Below are 16,545 nucleotides of genomic sequence, written 5' to 3'. Positions count from 1 at the left end.
ATTTTTATCTTGCGTCAGGTATTGGGGGCATTTGCCATAGCCTCAATCCTGAGGTCTTTGCAAAAATATGCTACAATCGCGTCCGATTATAACATTCTATTTATAAAGGTTTTACGAATAATGATTTCTACCAACGGCATCACCATGCAGTTCGGCGCGAAGCCGCTGTTTGAAAACGTATCCGTCAAGTTCGGCGAAGGCAACCGCTACGGCTTGATCGGCGCGAACGGTTCGGGCAAATCCACCTTCATGAAAATCCTCGGCGGCGATTTGGAACAGACTGCGGGCGAAGTCGCGATTGAAAACGGCGTACGCTTGGGTAAATTGCGTCAAGACCAATTTGCCTACGAAGACATGCGCGTGCTGGACGTGGTGATGATGGGGCACACCGAAATGTGGGCGGCGATGACCGAACGCGACGCGATTTACGCCAACCTCGAAGCCACCGAAGACGATTACATGAAAGCCGCCGAACTGGAAGCCAAGTTCGCAGAATACGACGGCTATACCGCCGAAGCGCGCGCCGCCGAACTGTTGAGCGGCGTAGGCATTTCCGAAGATTTGCACAATGCGACCATGGCGGAAGTCGCCCCGGGCTTCAAGCTGCGCGTATTGCTGGCGCAAGCCCTGTTCTCCAAACCTGATGTGTTGTTGCTTGACGAGCCGACCAACAACTTGGACATCAACACCATCCGCTGGCTGGAAGGCGTGTTGAACCAATACGACTCCACCATGATCATCATCTCGCACGACCGTCACTTCTTGAACGAAGTCTGCACACACATGGCGGATTTGGACTACAACACCATCACCATCTATCCGGGCAACTACGACGACTACATGCTCGCTTCTGCCCAATCGCGTGAGCGCGCCCTGAAAGACAACGCCAAAGCCAAAGAGAAACTGCAAGAGCTGCAAGAGTTTGTCGCCCGCTTCTCCGCCAACAAATCCAAAGCCCGTCAGGCAACCAGCCGTCTGAAACAGGCAGACAAAATCAAATCGGAGATGGTCGAAGTCAAACCTTCTACTCGTCAAAACCCATATATCCGTTTTGAAGCCGACGAAAAAGCCAAGTTGCACCGTCAGGCTGTGGAAGTTGAAAAACTGGCCAAACGCTTTGAAACCCAGTTGTTTAAAAACCTGAACTTCATCCTTGAAGCAGGCCAGCGCCTCGCCATCATCGGCCCGAACGGCGCGGGTAAATCTACCTTGCTGAAACTCTTGGCCGGCGCATACAACCCCGAATATTCAGACGGCCTGCTGCCGGACGAAGGCACCATCAAATGGGCGGAAAAAGCCAGTGTCGGCTACTATCCGCAAGACCATGAAAACGACTTCGACGTCGATATGGACCTGAGCGAATGGATGCGCCAATGGGGTCAGGAAGGCGATGACGAACAAGTCATCCGCGGCACTTTGGGCCGCTTGCTCTTCGGCAGCAACGATGTCGTGAAAAAAGTGAAGGTTCTTTCCGGTGGCGAAAAAGGTCGTATGCTTTACGGAAAACTGTTGCTGTTGAAACCCAATGTCTTGGTTATGGACGAACCGACCAATCACATGGACATGGAAAGCATTGAATCCTTGAACATGGCGCTGGAAAAATACAACGGCACGCTGATTTTCGTATCACATGACCGTCAGTTTGTATCTTCGCTGGCTACCCAAATCATTGAATTGGATGGCAAAGGCGGATATGAACACTACTTGGGTGATTACGAAAGCTATCTGGAGAAAAAAGGAGTTTTGTAAGGAAACAATATGAATGCACATCTTAAAAAACTACTACAAAACCTGCTTGCGCTAATCGTGTTGCCTATACTGGGCTGGTACATTACGCTTGGAGACGCTGTAAATGTTGTCGACACTGAACATGCTTCTCGCAAAGGCCGAGCAGTGGCTTGGTTATTTAATGAGTTTGGCGCAACCGGTGTTTGGGGCTTTTTAGGCATAATTTGGATTGCCTGCCTGATTTTAGCCATTCGTTCATACCAAGCATGGCAGAAGAATAAGTCGCAGTAAGTCAAGGTTTCAGGTAGCCTAAATGTAAGTTAACGCGTAGTAGATACCCACATAATTTATCAGATTAGATGACAAAGGTGGACATAAAACGGGCGATTGAGAAAGCTATCTGGAGAAAAAGGGCTTAGTTTAAGCTCATATTGATAAGCTATTAAGGTATTGAAATGCTGTCTGAAAATCTTTATGTTTTCAGACGGCATTTTTTTCTTTATCAAACTTAATAATAGATTACTGAACTTTTATGCTAATTTTATGACTAATAGGAGCTTATATCGGAGATTAATTTAAAAATACAATATTTTTGAAGGAATATATCAAATGGTAGACCTTAAAACTGTAGTACCAAACGCTTCCCAATATGGTGCAAAACTTGCCTACACGACTTACGAGGCAGAACAAGGTAAGTTGAAGAACGGTATTTTTGAGAACCACTCTTCTTCTAAAGAAGCAGAACGCGCAACTGCCCGTGAAGCAAGCGGTCAGGCATATGTTGATTTGCCAACTAATGCATCTGTGTCATTTATTGCACAAGCAGATGCCAATGCTGTAACCATCCGTTATACCGTTCCTGACGGTGAAAGCGGTAAAGTAGAAGTCAAAGTCAATAATACAGTGATCGGTACTTTGGATTTATCTTCCAAATCCAACTGGCAATATTTGGATAACTACAAATATCATCCGGATGGCGATATTAAAGTTCATGATACACCCGCGGCAGATAGGCTTGCCCGCTTCCAATTTGACGAAGTCAGTCAATTATTTAAAGATGCCCATATCAATAAAGGAGATACAGTTACCATCACTAATCTCGACAGCACACCCGTAGGCATTGACTTGGTTGATTTGGAAAAAGCACCGGATGCCATTAGACAGCCTGAAAATAGTGTCAGCATTACTGATTTCGGCGCAATTGCCAATGACGGCTCGGATGATTACCAGGCATTTATGAAGGCAGTAGAAGCCGCAAAAAATACAGAATATAAAACTGTTTATATCCCCGAAGGCCAATTTGATTTTTCACGACCGATTTCTCTTTATGTTCCTGATGGTATTAAGATTACCGGTGCAGGGCAATGGCACACCAAGTTACATTTTTTGAATACAGAAGCTGCTGAATATGATAAAAACGGTAATTATGTCAAAGGTGGTGGAGGTATTGATTTCGTATCTGGTAGTAACAATATAGATTTGGGTAATCTCTCCATGGATTCAAATCTAAACTCAAGATATGATGAGAAAGCCAATTACAAAGGCATATCCGGTACTTTAGGTACTGGCTCTTCTATTCACGATATCAAAATCGAACATTTTGAAGCTGGCGTATGGATTGGAGATTATTCTCAAAACAAACCTTTAAATTACACTGATGGTTTGACTATCTCCAATGCCACTATTCGTAATAACTTTGCAGACGGCGTTAACTTTGCCCAAGGTACCAGCAATTCCACCGTTATCAATTCCAATATCCGCGGCAATGGTGATGATGGCTTAGCAACATGGTCAAGTCATCATGAGAATACCAATGCCCATGTTGCTGAAAATAACCACTTTTTAAACAATACCGTTGAATTAGGCTGGCGTGCGGCAGGTATTGGTATCTTTGGCGGCAAAGGTCATGAAGTAGCCAATAACCTTATTAAAGATAATGCCAATTGGGGTGGCGTACGCTTAAACACTGTATTCAAAAACAGCCATAATTTTGATTTCAATGATACGGGTATTTCCGTTCACGATAACTTACTGGTAAACAATGGGACTAATGCGGACACATATGGTCGTGTTAAAGGTTCTATCGATTTGGAAGAAGGCAGGGATTATGCTACTCCCAAAAAAGATATTTTGGGAGAACTCAACAATATCAAAATTGAAAATAACACTATTGTGAATAATCTTTCCGATCAAGAAATTACCAAAACCCGTAATCCTAAAGAAGGTAATATTCCAGAGTCTGTAAACGAGACTACATTGACCATCGAAAATAATCACAGCCTTTCGGTAGCAGAAAATAATTCTGCAAAAAATGTAGCGGAAGTAGATGATCACAGTCTTACCCAAGCCTCACTTCATTTAGGTGCTGATAATATCATCACAATTACAGACAGCAGCCATGCTCTTGTCAGCGGCGGCGATGGCAATGACCGTATCAGAGGCGGTTTGGGCAATGATACGATTAACGGTGATTCAGGTAATGACATTATTTTTGGCTATGATGGAGACGATCGTCTCAATGGCGGTATGGGTAATGATTCTATACATGGAGGCAATGGCAACGATACTTTATGGGGCGAAAGTGGCAATGACCGTTTGAATGGCGGCGATGGTAACGACGTTTTGTTCGGCGGACAAGGAACCGATTACTTGGTAGGCGGCAAGGGTGCCGATACTTATGTTTTCAGCCTTGGAGAAGGTAAGGATACGATTGTCGATAATGTGGGCGAACATAATGCACTGCAATTTGGCCAAAATATTTCTGTTAATGACCTGCATATTGATGCCATTACTGATGTTCGAGGCAATATCGATTGGAAAATTACCATCAAGGGATCAGAAGGGGACAGCATAACCATCAATGACCAATTCGTTTCCGGTAACACTAACGATGCCGTGATTGATACTTTCCGTTTCGATAAAGGTACATTGAGCTTGCAAGAGTTGATGGGCAGGTTGTCAGGCAACGGCAATATCAATAATTTGTCAGCCGTCAATACGCATACTGAGCGCATGAGCTACTCGTCTGTCGATACGGTTGATGTTCACGATGACACAGCATCTACCGCTAACGCTGGAATCATCTAAATTAGCTGTCTTTTAGGCTGAATAAAGGCCGTCTGAAAACTAGAAAATAGGTTTCAGACGGCCTTTTTGTGGCTTATCTTGTTTATTGTTGGTTGTTTAGGAAGGATTAACTGAATAAACCTTTAAACCACAACACAATCGCGTCCCACATACGGCGCAACCAGCTGCCTTCTTCCACGCCGGTCAGGGCGACGACGTCTTTTTCGGCAATGATTTTGCCGTCTTTCATGACTTTCAGCTTGCCCAATACTTGGCCTTTTTCAATCGGGGCGAGGACAGGCTGAAGTGTTTCTAAGATTGGTTTGACGTTTTTGCCGGTATCGTGGGGGATGGTAATGTAAACATCGTCCAAGAAACCGATGTCTACGGCTTTGGTGCTGCCTTTGTAAACTTTGACTTGGGAAATTACTTCTCCGCCGTTATAAAGTTTGGGCGTATCAAATGCCTGCAACGCCCAGTTGAGCAGTTTGCTGCTTTCACTGGCGCGCGCTTCGGTAGATTCTGCACCGGCAAGGATGGAAACAATACGGCGGTTGTTGCGTTTGCTGGAAGCGGCAAGGTGATAGCCTGCGCCTTCAGAATAGCCGGTTTTCAAACCGTCGATACTGCTGTCGCGATAGAGGAGAAGGTTTCGGTTGGGCTGCTCGATATTATTGTATTTGAAAGATTTGTTTGCAAACAAAGGATAGTATTTCGGATAGTCGTTGATCAGTGCGGCTGCCAAAATGGCCAAGTCGCCAACGGTTGAAACATGGCCGTTAGAAGAAATGCCGGTCGGGTTGTTGAAGTGGGTGTGCTTCATGCCCAAGCGTTTGGCTTCTTCATTCATTTGTTTGACGAATTCGTCGATAGAGCCGTTGCCGATGGCTTCGGCAAGGGTAATGGCGGCATCGTTGGCCGATTGGATGGTTGTACCCTTAATCAAGGAGCTGACGCTGACAGGTACTTTGGGGTCGAGGAACATACGCGAACCTTCGACCTTCCATGCGGTATTGGAAACGGTCAGCATTTGGCCTGCCTCAAGCGTACCGTTTTCCAGTGCTTTAAAGGCAAGGTAGGCGGTCATCATTTGCGTCAACGCGGCTGGCTCGATAGGCGTGTCGGCATTGTTGGATGCCAAGGTTTGCTTGCTGTGCAGGTCGGTAACGATATAGGCAGTCGCCGCAATTTCCGGAGGCGTTGTCGGGCTGTTGATGCTGTGCAGCAGCGGCTGCGTTTGAGCCTCGCTTTGTACGGCAGGTGCGGATGCAGCTGGGTCGGCAGCGAGGGCAGGAGTATTCAGGAGGGCAGCAAAAATTAAGCTAAGTAGCGTTTTTTTCATCATTATTTGTGGATTTGAATATGAGTGGATACTGTTATGAAGCAAACAGTTTGGCATATTAAATAGATATTAAGCGGACATTATACCGTCTCATTTAGGCTTTGCTAAGATTTTTCTTGCCTTCAGACGGCCTCAGGGGTATGGTTTTAACTTTTTCCTCCGGTCGATTTGACCGAATTGTAATTTATTTCCGAACACTAAAATACCATGAACCATTCCCTTCCTCTTTCTGATTATCTAACCCGTATTTTGACCGCTTCCGTTTATGATGTGGCCGTAGAAACGCCTTTGGATTTGGCACGCAGTCTGTCAGGCCGTCTGAACAATCAGGTTTTGCTCAAGCGCGAAGATTTGCAGCCTGTGTTTTCATTCAAAATCCGTGGTGCATACAACAAAATGGCGAAGCTGCCGAAAGAAGCCTTGGATTGCGGCGTGATTGCAGCAAGCGCGGGCAACCATGCGCAGGGTGTGGCTTTATCGGCGCAGTATTTGGGTTGCCGCGCCGTCATTGTAATGCCGGAAACAACGCCTAAAATCAAAATTGACGCGGTAAAGAGCCGAGGCGGCGAAGTGGTATTGAAAGGCGTGTCTTACAACGATGCCTATGATTATGCGATGGAGTTGGCAGAAAAGGAAAAACTGACTTATATCGCGCCGTTTGATGATCCTGATGTGATTGCCGGTCAGGGAACCATCGGCATGGAAATCCTCCGTCAACACCGTAATATCAATGCGATTTTTGTCCCGATTGGCGGCGGCGGTTTGGCAGCAGGTGTAGCGGCGTTTATCAAACAAGTTTGCCCTGAAATTAAAGTGATTGGCGTGCAAACCGATGATTCTTGCTGTATGAAGCAATCGATCGAGGCTGGGGAAATCGTACATTTGAAAGATGTCGGTCTGTTTTCAGACGGCACGGCAGTTAAAGTGGTGGGCGAGGAAACCTTCCGCCTGTGTAAAGAGCTGTTGGACGAAATTATTACGGTCAATACGGATATGTTGTGCGGCGCGATTAAAGATATTTTTGACGATACGCGCAGCATTACCGAGCCTGCGGGCGCATTGGCCCTAGCCGGCCTGAAGGCTTACGTTGCGAAAAACAATATCCAAGGTCAAAACCTGGTTGCCGTTACCAGCGGCGCCAATATGAACTTCCACCGCCTGCGCCATGTTTCAGAACGCAGTGAGCTGGGCGAAGGCAACGAAGGTATTTTTGCCGTTACCATTCCCGAAGAAAAGGGCAGCTTCCTGAAGTTTATCAATTTGTTGGGAAGCCGGAACATTACTGAGTTCAACTATCGCTACGGCAGCGATAAAAATGCGCATATTTTTGTCGGCTTGCAAACCGCCGGTGCGCAAGACTTGGCCGTCATCAGTGAACAACTGACTGAAGCAGGCCTGCCCAATGTCGATTTGACCAATGATGAAATCGCCAAAATCCATATCCGTTACATGGTCGGTGGCCGTACGGAAAAAGTAGCCAACGAACGTTTGGTCAGCTTTGAATTTCCTGAACGCCCGGGTGCGTTGTCCCGTTTCTTGAACCATATGCGCGCCGAATGGAATATTACTTTGTTCCATTATCGCAATCATGGTGCGGACTACGGCCGTATTTTGGTCGGTATCGATGTACCTGAAAGCGACAATGAAGCCTTTGCCGACTTCTTGGAGAGCTTGGGTTATGTTTATAAAGAAGAAACCGATAATCCGGCTTATAAACTTTTCTTGGCTTAATCAGTAAGATAAAAGGCCGTCTGAAATTTTTCAGACGGCCTTGTGTTTTATGTTCGGCTTTATTTCTTACGGAACACCAAGTCCCAAACGCCATGACCCAATCGTTTGCCTCGGGCTTCAAATTTGGTTTCAGGACGATAATCGGGCGTAGGGGCGTAATCGGCAGCCGTGTTTTGCAAAGCATCGAAACTGCTCAAAACTTCCAGCATTTGCACGGTGTATTCTTCCCAGTCGGTCGCCATATGGACATAGCCGCCGCTTTTGAGTTTGGGCAGCAGCTTTTCAACAAACGGCACTTGTACCAAGCGGCGTTTGTTGTGACGTTTTTTGTGCCAAGGGTCGGGGAAGAAAATATGAATGCCGTCTAAAGAACCGTCTTCCAGCATCTTTTCCACTACTTCCACCGCATCATGACGCATTACGCGGATGTTGGAAATGTGTTCCTCCTCAATCAGTTTCAAGATATTGCCCACGCCCGGGCCGTGAACATCAATCGCTAAAAAGTCGGTATTGGGCAGACGTTTGGCGATTTCCACCGTTGCAACACCCATACCGAAACCGATTTCCAAAACTTTAGGGTTGTCCCGTCCAAAAGTGCGGTTCAAATCCAAAGGGGCTTCTTGGAAGTCCACACCAAATTGCGGCCACATCGTATCGATGGCGCGCTGTTGGGCAGCGGTCATATGGCCTTGGCGCAAGACGAAACTGCGGATGCTGCGTTTGTGTTCTTCAGGAACGGTATTTTCGGGTGTATTTTCTGGAATGTTTTCGGACATGTTGTTTTAAATCAGTGAGAAATCAAATAAAAAGGCCGTCTGAAAGAATCAGACAACCCTGCATATAAATCGGCGTGATTATAGCGAATAAACGCTTTTCCTGAAACCTTTTAAAAAGAAGGTTTCAGACGGCCTGATTAAGACAATACCGGTTGCGGTACTTTGTGTTGCACCGCATAAACCGCTGCTTGGACGCGGCTGCTTAGGTTCAACTTGCGCAACAGGTTTTGCACATGCACTTTGACGGTTGACTCTGCCAGATTCAAATGGCGGGCAATGATTTTGTTGCTGTGTCCGGCGGCAAGATAGCCCAAGATTTCCATCTCACGCGGGGTCAGTTGCTCCAGCAGATGGTCGGAGCGGGAAGGAGATGGAGAAATCAGCGATTGCACCAAGCGGCTGGTCATTTCTGGAGAGAATACATTGTCGCCATCGACGGCTTTGCGGATGCTTTCCAACAGGAAGTCGGCATTGATGTTTTTCAGCAAAAAGCCTTTTGCACCCATACGCATACATTCGGTCAAATCATCGCTGTCTTCGGAAACAGTCAGCATGATGACGGTTAGTTGCGGATTGATGCTCAAAATTTGAGCCAGTGCTTCGCGGCCGTTCATGACCGGCATATCCAAGTCCAGCAAGACCACATCAGGCTTGAGCTGCTCAACCATTTTTACGCCGGCCAGGCCGTCTGAAGCTTCGCCGATGACTTCAAAATCAGGCTGGCGGGAGAGCAGGGCTTTGATGCCACTGCGAAATAGGGTGTGGTCGTCAATAAGGGTAATTTTAATCGTCATGATGCTGTTCTCATTTGTTGCGGCAAAGTCAGCATAACCGCCGTACCTTGCCCAATCTGTGATGTAATGGCCAATTCTGCGTTAATCCGTTGGGCCCGTTCCTGCATAATGCCCAAGCCGACATGTTCGCCTGAAGGCCGGTTTGATAGGTGTTCTTTATTAAAGCCTGCGCCGTCGTCCCGAATCGTCATGACAAAATCGCCGTGGTTGGCAATTTCGACGCTGACATGTTGCGCACGCGCGTGCTTCCGGATATTGGACAGGCTTTCCTGCAAGATGAAGATGATTTGCAAATGCTCATCATAATTCAAAGCCTGTCCGTCGTCCTGCCATTTTAAATCAACTGGAATACCGGTTTGTCGTTCAAAACGCGCCAGCAGCGATTCTACCGCTTCAGGGAAATCTTTATTACTGATTTTGGTGCGGAAATTCATCAGAAGCTCGCGGACGTCTTCATAGCATTCCTGCACGCCGTCTTTAATGAAGCTGATGTTTTCTTCAGCCTGCTCGCGTTGGTTTGAAGCAAACGCGCTTTCCAACATTTGCACCTGCAAATTCAAAAAGGTCAGGGCTTGTGCAATGCTGTCATGCAAACCTTGTGCAATCAAGTTGCGTTCCTGCAAGACGGCAAGCAGGCGGCGTTCTTGTTCCATGCGGTTGTTGGCGATAGAAATGCCCAGCTGCCCGCTTAAAGTCTGCAACAATTTTTCGTCTTGCTCATTGAGCATATGGCCGTCTGAAAAATACAGGGCCAATACACCGAGCTGTTCGTCTTGATAAACGATTGGGAATTCTACATGATTTCCCTCTTCGGTTTCACCGACACTTGCCGCCAAGTCAGAGCGTTTGCGTTCTTCATCGGAAAGATATACCGTACCGCCCAAAGCGGAAAACGCCGGCAGAATCTGAGCCAAAAATTCTTCTGCGGCCTGTTGCGGCGTAAAGGTTTGGTGCAGATTGCGCGTGGTTTGGTAGAGCAGGGTCAAATCACGGTTTTGCCGCGCCAAGTCTTGGGTTTGTTGGGCAACCTGTCCTTCTAAATCCGTATAAAGCGTTTTCAGACGGCGGCTCATTTGGTTGAAGCCCTTGCTGACTTGGGCGAATTCACGAATTTGGTCTGTATCGATTTGTACCCCGAAACGACCTTCGCTGATGGTTTCTACCCCGTCGCGCAATTTTTCCAGCGGCCGGATGATCCACGAATAATGCCAAACAATCATCAAGCCGGCGGCCACTAAAATCATCAGCATCATCGCCATTTGAAAACGGCGCAGCCACAAAGTATTTTGCTCGTTGGCGTTTTCCATCGCTTGTAAAAACAGCTCGATATTGCCGGCAAAACGGTATAGGCCGATTTGGGTCGGCCGTTCGTAATGTTGCAAAGAAGGCTTGATGTTGGATTCCCAATCAATCAACAGCATCGATTGGATCAAATCGTAAGCCAGCGGCATTTGTGACGGAATCAGCGGATGAATGGCATCGCTTTGCGTTACATTGGCCAGCGTACGTTCAAATTCTTTGATTTGGTTGTCAATTTGCGCATTGGGCGTACGGACGCTTGCCATATAAGCCAAACGATACACCTGCATTTTCAAGCTGCCCGCATCTTCAATCGTTTTAGCCGCGCTTTCTAAACGCCAAGAAAGCAGCAGGGTAAAGGCAATCGATAAAAAAGCCGAGCCGACCCATAACACAGTCAGTAGTTTTAAACGCGAGGACAGGCTCAGGCCGTCTGAAGATCCGGAGAATAAACGCATAAAGCACGCAGGAAGACTAATCCGATAATCTTATAAAAATATCATTCTTTCGGCCTATAAACAACCTGTCTAAAATAATTGTATGGTTATGATAAGAAAAAACAGGGGTTTAATGTAAAATCATGTTATGATAAAATTCATCTTAAGTGAATTAAATCACAAAATCAGGTTTCAGACGGCCTGAAGCCTTAAAACTTATTCCATAAATACAACATCTCGAATAACACTTACACACTCTGCTTTGCAAAGGACTACCAAAATGAAAATTTTTGCACTGATATTGGCCGGCGGGCAGGGAAGCCGGATGGGAGGTGTCGATAAAGGGTTGGTGCAGTGGCACAACAAAGCCTTGATAGATCATGTTATCGAAAAAATCCGCCCGCAAGTCAGTCATATCGCCATCAGTGCCAACCGCAATCTCGAATCCTACGCCCAACGCAGCGCGCACGTTTTCTCCGATGCGCGCCAATGGCAACATTACGGCCCTTTAGCCGCCTTGTGTACTGCCGCCAACGATTTACAAATTGCTACTGCCGATTGGCTGCTCATCGTATCTTGCGATATGCCGCGGTTGCCGGAAAATTTGGTGTCCCAATTTGAAACCATCGCGCGGCGCACGCCATTGTGCAATGCGTTTTATGTAGAGACCTCTGCCAGGCCGCATTACAGCGTGATGTTTATCCGACCGCAAATCCTACAAAGCACCGTGCCATACCTTTATTCAGGAATGCGCAGCATCCGAGGTTGGCTGCAGCAACAGCGCGCGAGGGTTGTCCATTTCCCTCATGAGCAGGATTTTATCAGCTACAACACGGAAAATGATTTGGCTCAGCCTTTGTAGTTGGGTAGGTAAGGGGACTAATATTCAGATAGGAATACGTCATTTGATGATGCTTAAAAATCTTTCAATAGGTAATAACTATCTTGTAATTAGTTCCCTTAGAAATTCATCAATCCGTATATTTAAATAAAATATACGTTCTTCGTTAAAATAAACTTTGGCTTTTTCCCTATCGACTGTAGCTTTTAGGTCATTTAGTCTGCCTAAGTCCAAATTTTCGCTGGTATATTTTCTTGCCAACAGTGCACGTAGCAAATCTCCATCCAGCCCTAAACCTTTAATTACTTTTAGCACCTTATCATTGGCATCTTTTTGTTTGTACGTGGTGATGTAATCACTTAATGCTAAATTTGGATCAAGCTTGATATCGCCGGATTGCACATCGTGCAAAAACAACTCAGCAAATTTTTGATCTTCTTTAGAAAGCGTAGCAAAAGAGTGGTGTAGCTCCTCAAGTGCAGCAGCTTCTTCTATGCCGCCGATGGTTTTAAGCCATTTTTCAAAACGGGCATTCATATAATTTTGATCAATTTTATCGGTTTCGATTTCGTTGATGTGCGAACGCAAATCAAACGGCACATCATCGCTACCGCCACCATTGCCTGAACTTTCTTTAAACAAATCTTTATAACGAGCCAGCAGTTTATCGTAAGTCTCTTGATCAAAATTGAGTGTGGCAGTGATCACGCTGTCATCTTCCTGTACCACGTCATAGCTTAATTTTTCCCAAGAAAAGCCCAAGAGCCGAGCAGCTTGTAAGTGCTCATTGAGCTGATTGAATAGTTTGACAAACTTTGCGCATGAGGTTGTGTCATCAGGATTTTTTGAAAAATCTTCTAATCCTGCCCATTTGAAAATATCGGCAATATCGGCAAAGCAGACATTCATTTTGTCGATAACCTTATCTAAATTATCGACAAACAGCCCCATTGGGCGGTCGCCCGAATAAAGTTTTACGGCTCGCTCAATATTGCGTTGCATCGTATGCGGCTTGCGGTAATAGCGGATTAAACCAAAAGGCTTATCGGTTTTGTCGCATACGCGGTTAGTACGGGAAAACGCCTGAATCAAGTTGGCGTAATCCAAAATTTTGTCTAGATAGAGCGTATTGAGCCATTTGCTGTCAAAGCCTGTCAGCATCTGATCGACCACAATCAACAAATCCAGCTGCTCGTCGGGCTTGATTCTCTTATACGCATTGATATGCGACAACCTATCCGACAAATCCGTTTTAAATCGGGAATAAGTGGCGTAGCCGAAATTTGTGTGGAACTGGGCGTTGTAATCTTTCAAAATTTCGGCAATCCATATTTCCTTATCGTTGCCTTGCCCATCGTTAAGAATATTCGGATCGAAAAGGGCGGTCAGTTTCGGCCAGGGATTTTTAGCTTCCTCAGGATCTTTGGCTTCCTCAGAATTTTTGGCTTCCTCAGCAATTCTGATTTTCTCAGCAATTTTGGCTTTAATTAAGCGATAATAATTGACCGCTTCGGGAATAGAGCTGGTGGCAAAAATGGCATGATATTTTTTGCCTTGGCTGAGGCGTCGCCAATTATCCAGCATGTCGTCGATCACTGCATTCACATGTTCCGGCGTTTGATATTGCACATTGGGTATATAATCTTCAATGCCTTTTTGATATTTGCCGTCTGAAGTATATTCTCCCGCCATCGGCACATCATTCATAAATTGATTGTAGATTTTTTTCTTTTGATCATCGGCAAATACTTCGCTTTCATCTGTTGCTTTGGCTTCTTGCAAAGCGACAGTTCTGCGTAAATCGCTGTCTTTAAAGGTACGGATATGGAAGGGGTGAAAGCCCAGCACATTTTCATCGCGAATGCCGTCTGCAATCGAATAGCGGTGCAATTCATTGCCGAAAACCGTGGCAGTGGTTGAATTTCTCTTAGCGTTTTCTTCTTCAATCGGCGTGCCGGTAAAGCCGAAGAAAATCGCATTGGGGAAGGTGTGCTTAATGGTGAGCAACATATCGCCAAAAGTAGTACGGTGGGCTTCATCAACGATAAACACCAAACGTTTACCACTGATTTGCTCGATATCAGCCTCATTTACCCCTTCTTCCGCCTTGATATTACTCATTTTTTGAATGGAGGTAACGATTAAGCGGTCGCGGTCTTGTTTGCTTTTCAGCTTGGCGAGCAAAATGGCGGTGTTTTCCGTTGCCTGCACATCATCTTTACTATCAGCAAAATTCTGATATTCCTCCAGAGATTGCTTGCCCAGCTCAATACGGTCGAGCAAGAAAATCACCTTATCCGCATCTTTGCGACGGCTGATTAACTGCGCCGATTTAAAACTCGACATCGTTTTGCCCGAGCCTGTGGTATGCCAAATATAGCCGCCGCGCTGATTGCCCGAAGTCCAATCTGTTTTTGCCACCGTGTCGGCAATTTTGTTGACTGCATAATACTGATAGCTGCGCAACACTTTCAGCTGCTCGTCTTTCGCATCGGCAATGGTGTAATCGCCGATAAACTGGTGCGCCATCGGAATCGAGAGGAAATGCGTCGCCACCTTATCCCAATCGTTCATATACACATTATTGAAATCCGCCCAACGGAAATAAAACGCAGGATTTAATGGACCGCCGGTATTGGCAAAATAGCGGCATTCTTCCGGCGTCATCGCCACAAACACCTGCACCAGGCTAAAAATGCCCGAAAATGCGCCCGCCTTATGGTATCGCTCGATTTGATTGGTCGCTTGGCTAATCGGCACGCCTGAGCGTTTCAGCTCAATATGGAACATCGGCATACCATTGATTAACAACATCAAATCGCCGCGCTGCTTGGAGTATAAATCCGAACGAGGAGTAAATTGGGGCTGCTGGGCAATTTGATAGCGGCTTTTGCCGGCAGAAATTTCCTCACGGTCAAAAATATCCAGCGACACTTCCTTGCCGAAATGACGGCTTTTCTCATTTTCACGCTTGATTGCCACCGTTTTGCCGTTGATAAAGCCGTTTAAAGCATAAGGCGTTTTCAATGCCTGTACCTGATCCAAAATCTGGTTCATTTCCGTGCGAAGCAACGGCACATCGAGCTTGTCGATATGTTGGTTGGTTTTATTCAAATGCTCCTGCCAGTTGGCAATTAACTTTTCTTCGGTGGGATAGCGCAACACTTCCTTTTCCCAGCTTTTAGTGGACAGCAAGGCAATCAGTGCGTTTTCAAAATCAGCTTCTTTATTAAACATTCTTTTTCTCCGTAAGGGCGCTACTACAATTTTTCAGACGGCCTCAATCATGGTCAGGAACGCCCGCCCTATACCAACATCGCTGCCAATAGCCCTTTTTTGAGTTGGTTTAATTTTTCGACCTCTGCCGACTGTAATGCAATGGTTTCGTCCAGTTGGCGGAAGAAGTTGCCGATGGCGGTTTGTTCTTTTAGAGATGGAGCAAAAAATTCCATTTGCGATAATGTATTTTTAGATATTTCTAAAAATGTTGAGCCAGACGCATTTTTTAAAGCATAGTCTTTAATTTTAAATCCCATGGTATAGAGAAAATAAACATCTAATCTTTCCCCAACAACAAAAGATTGAAATCCTTGATTTGTAGCTCCGTCTCTAGTAAGAATTGCCATGTCGCCAATACTTGCTCTCGATGTAAAAAGTACCGTTCTATTTGCAGGGAGGATTTGGGCTGAACTTTTTTGTAATCCAAGTAGTGTAATTTTTTTTACACTCCCATTTGCATAGGCAGCTTCTCCAATTTCAGTAGGAGAGTACCAGTCAATATCACCATTCCAATATGCTGAATTCGTTGTATCAGGCGTACCTCCGCCAATAATTTCAACCTCTATACCCAACTTCCTAGATTCCCACTCCCCATCAAACCCTTTAAAGCGGATTTCCGGTATTTTTTCACCGTTTGTGGGGAACATTTTTGCCAGCATTGCCTTTTTAAGCTGACGGCTTTTTTCCAATACCGCACGGCTCTCGGCGATTTGGTTGTCTAAGCGACGGAAAAACAAACCGAGGTGGGTTTGTTCGGGGAGTGATGGAGCTAAAAATTCAAAACTCCGTAACCCATCTAAAGCCAAGAATTTTTGTGTATTACCTGTATTTTTTCGTGAAACATAGGTTTCAAAAATATTACTTTGTAATAAAGGAAGTAAAAATTCATTTTTTACTTCTAAAAGCTCTTTGATCAACCCTACATTCTTAATTGCGTAACCACCTGCTTTAACCAATACAGGCTTTCCAATAGTTCCTATTAACCCAAGTAAAATATCGCCGCTCTCTACTTTGGATCGTTTGTTAATTTCTTCATAATCTTCTTGGGATATTAATGAAACATTAGAAAAATCCAGACCGTTTTCAGTTAAATTTTTTGATGTAACTAATGGAATCCCTTGATTTTGATATATTGGAGAATCGTGAGTTCCATCTCGCACATCAGAAACCTTCCCCAATATTCTATCTTCCCACGCCCCCGTAAACCCTTTAAACCGCAAACGTGGCTCTTGTTGCTTATTCATTTTGTCCC

At 45.5% G+C, this 16,545-nt stretch carries 11 protein-coding genes; 5 read left to right on the top strand and 6 right to left on the bottom strand.

What is annotated here, in order from left to right:
• Positions 1–120 precede the first annotated feature (120 nt).
• The 3 genes from CYJ98_RS03965 to CYJ98_RS03955 all read left to right on the top strand — a co-directional run bounded on the left by CYJ98_RS03965 (position 121) and on the right by CYJ98_RS03955 (position 4,815).
• On the top strand, positions 121–1,749 hold the full coding sequence (locus tag CYJ98_RS03965; protein ID WP_101755448.1) for an ABC-F family ATPase: 1,629 nt from the start codon (positions 121–123) through the stop codon (positions 1,747–1,749).
• Between the two features lie 9 nt (positions 1,750–1,758).
• Entirely contained in the window at positions 1,759–2,019 is a 261-nt protein-coding gene (locus tag CYJ98_RS03960; protein WP_101755447.1) for a hypothetical protein, read from the top strand.
• Positions 2,020–2,337: 318 nt separating this feature from the next.
• The gene (locus CYJ98_RS03955) at positions 2,338–4,815 is read left to right on the top strand and encodes a calcium-binding protein (protein WP_101755446.1); all 2,478 of its coding nucleotides are present in this window, start codon (positions 2,338–2,340) and stop codon (positions 4,813–4,815) included.
• Between the two features lie 106 nt (positions 4,816–4,921).
• On the opposite strand, the gene CYJ98_RS03950 is transcribed toward CYJ98_RS03955, so the two are convergent.
• Complete coding sequence (locus CYJ98_RS03950; protein ID WP_101755445.1) at positions 4,922–6,139, bottom strand: D-alanyl-D-alanine carboxypeptidase family protein; 1,218 nt, start codon at positions 6,137–6,139, stop codon at positions 4,922–4,924.
• 204 nt (positions 6,140–6,343) lie between these two features.
• Here CYJ98_RS03950 and ilvA point away from each other — a divergent pair, with 204 nt between their 5' ends.
• Entirely contained in the window at positions 6,344–7,867 is a 1,524-nt protein-coding gene (gene ilvA, locus CYJ98_RS03945; RefSeq protein ID WP_101755444.1) for a threonine ammonia-lyase, biosynthetic, read from the top strand.
• Positions 7,868–7,926: 59 nt separating this feature from the next.
• On the opposite strand, the gene trmB is transcribed toward ilvA, so the two are convergent.
• The 3 genes from trmB to CYJ98_RS03930 all read right to left on the bottom strand — a co-directional run bounded on the left by trmB (position 7,927) and on the right by CYJ98_RS03930 (position 11,194).
• Complete coding sequence (gene trmB, locus CYJ98_RS03940; protein WP_101755443.1) at positions 7,927–8,643, bottom strand: tRNA (guanosine(46)-N7)-methyltransferase TrmB; 717 nt, start codon at positions 8,641–8,643, stop codon at positions 7,927–7,929.
• Positions 8,644–8,780: 137 nt separating this feature from the next.
• Positions 8,781–9,437: a response regulator gene (locus CYJ98_RS03935; RefSeq protein WP_049333503.1), complete on the bottom strand. Its 657-nt coding sequence runs from the start codon at positions 9,435–9,437 to the stop codon at positions 8,781–8,783.
• Positions 9,434–11,194 (bottom strand): histidine kinase, encoded by a 1,761-nt coding sequence (locus tag CYJ98_RS03930; protein WP_101755442.1) that lies wholly within the window; start codon positions 11,192–11,194, stop codon positions 9,434–9,436. The genes CYJ98_RS03935 and CYJ98_RS03930 overlap by 4 nt, the downstream gene beginning before the upstream one ends.
• Positions 11,195–11,453: 259 nt before the next feature.
• Between CYJ98_RS03930 and mobA the strand changes: the two genes are divergently transcribed.
• Positions 11,454–12,035: a molybdenum cofactor guanylyltransferase MobA gene (gene mobA, locus CYJ98_RS03925; RefSeq protein WP_101755441.1), complete on the top strand. Its 582-nt coding sequence runs from the start codon at positions 11,454–11,456 to the stop codon at positions 12,033–12,035.
• Between the two features lie 78 nt (positions 12,036–12,113).
• On the opposite strand, the gene CYJ98_RS03920 is transcribed toward mobA, so the two are convergent.
• Entirely contained in the window at positions 12,114–15,251 is a 3,138-nt protein-coding gene (locus tag CYJ98_RS03920; protein ID WP_101755440.1) for a type I restriction endonuclease subunit R, read from the bottom strand.
• A gap of 68 nt (positions 15,252–15,319) precedes the next feature.
• The gene (locus tag CYJ98_RS03915) at positions 15,320–16,537 is read right to left on the bottom strand and encodes a restriction endonuclease subunit S (protein WP_101755439.1); all 1,218 of its coding nucleotides are present in this window, start codon (positions 16,535–16,537) and stop codon (positions 15,320–15,322) included.
• Between the last annotated feature and the right edge of the window lie 8 nt (positions 16,538–16,545).

Origin of the sequence: Neisseria perflava (assembly GCF_002863305.2) — a bacterium.
In the GTDB taxonomy this organism is placed as follows: domain Bacteria; phylum Pseudomonadota; class Gammaproteobacteria; order Burkholderiales; family Neisseriaceae; genus Neisseria; species Neisseria perflava_A.
The sequence above is the reverse complement of the archived record's forward strand: the minus strand, read 5'-3'. Positions and strand labels throughout refer to the sequence as shown.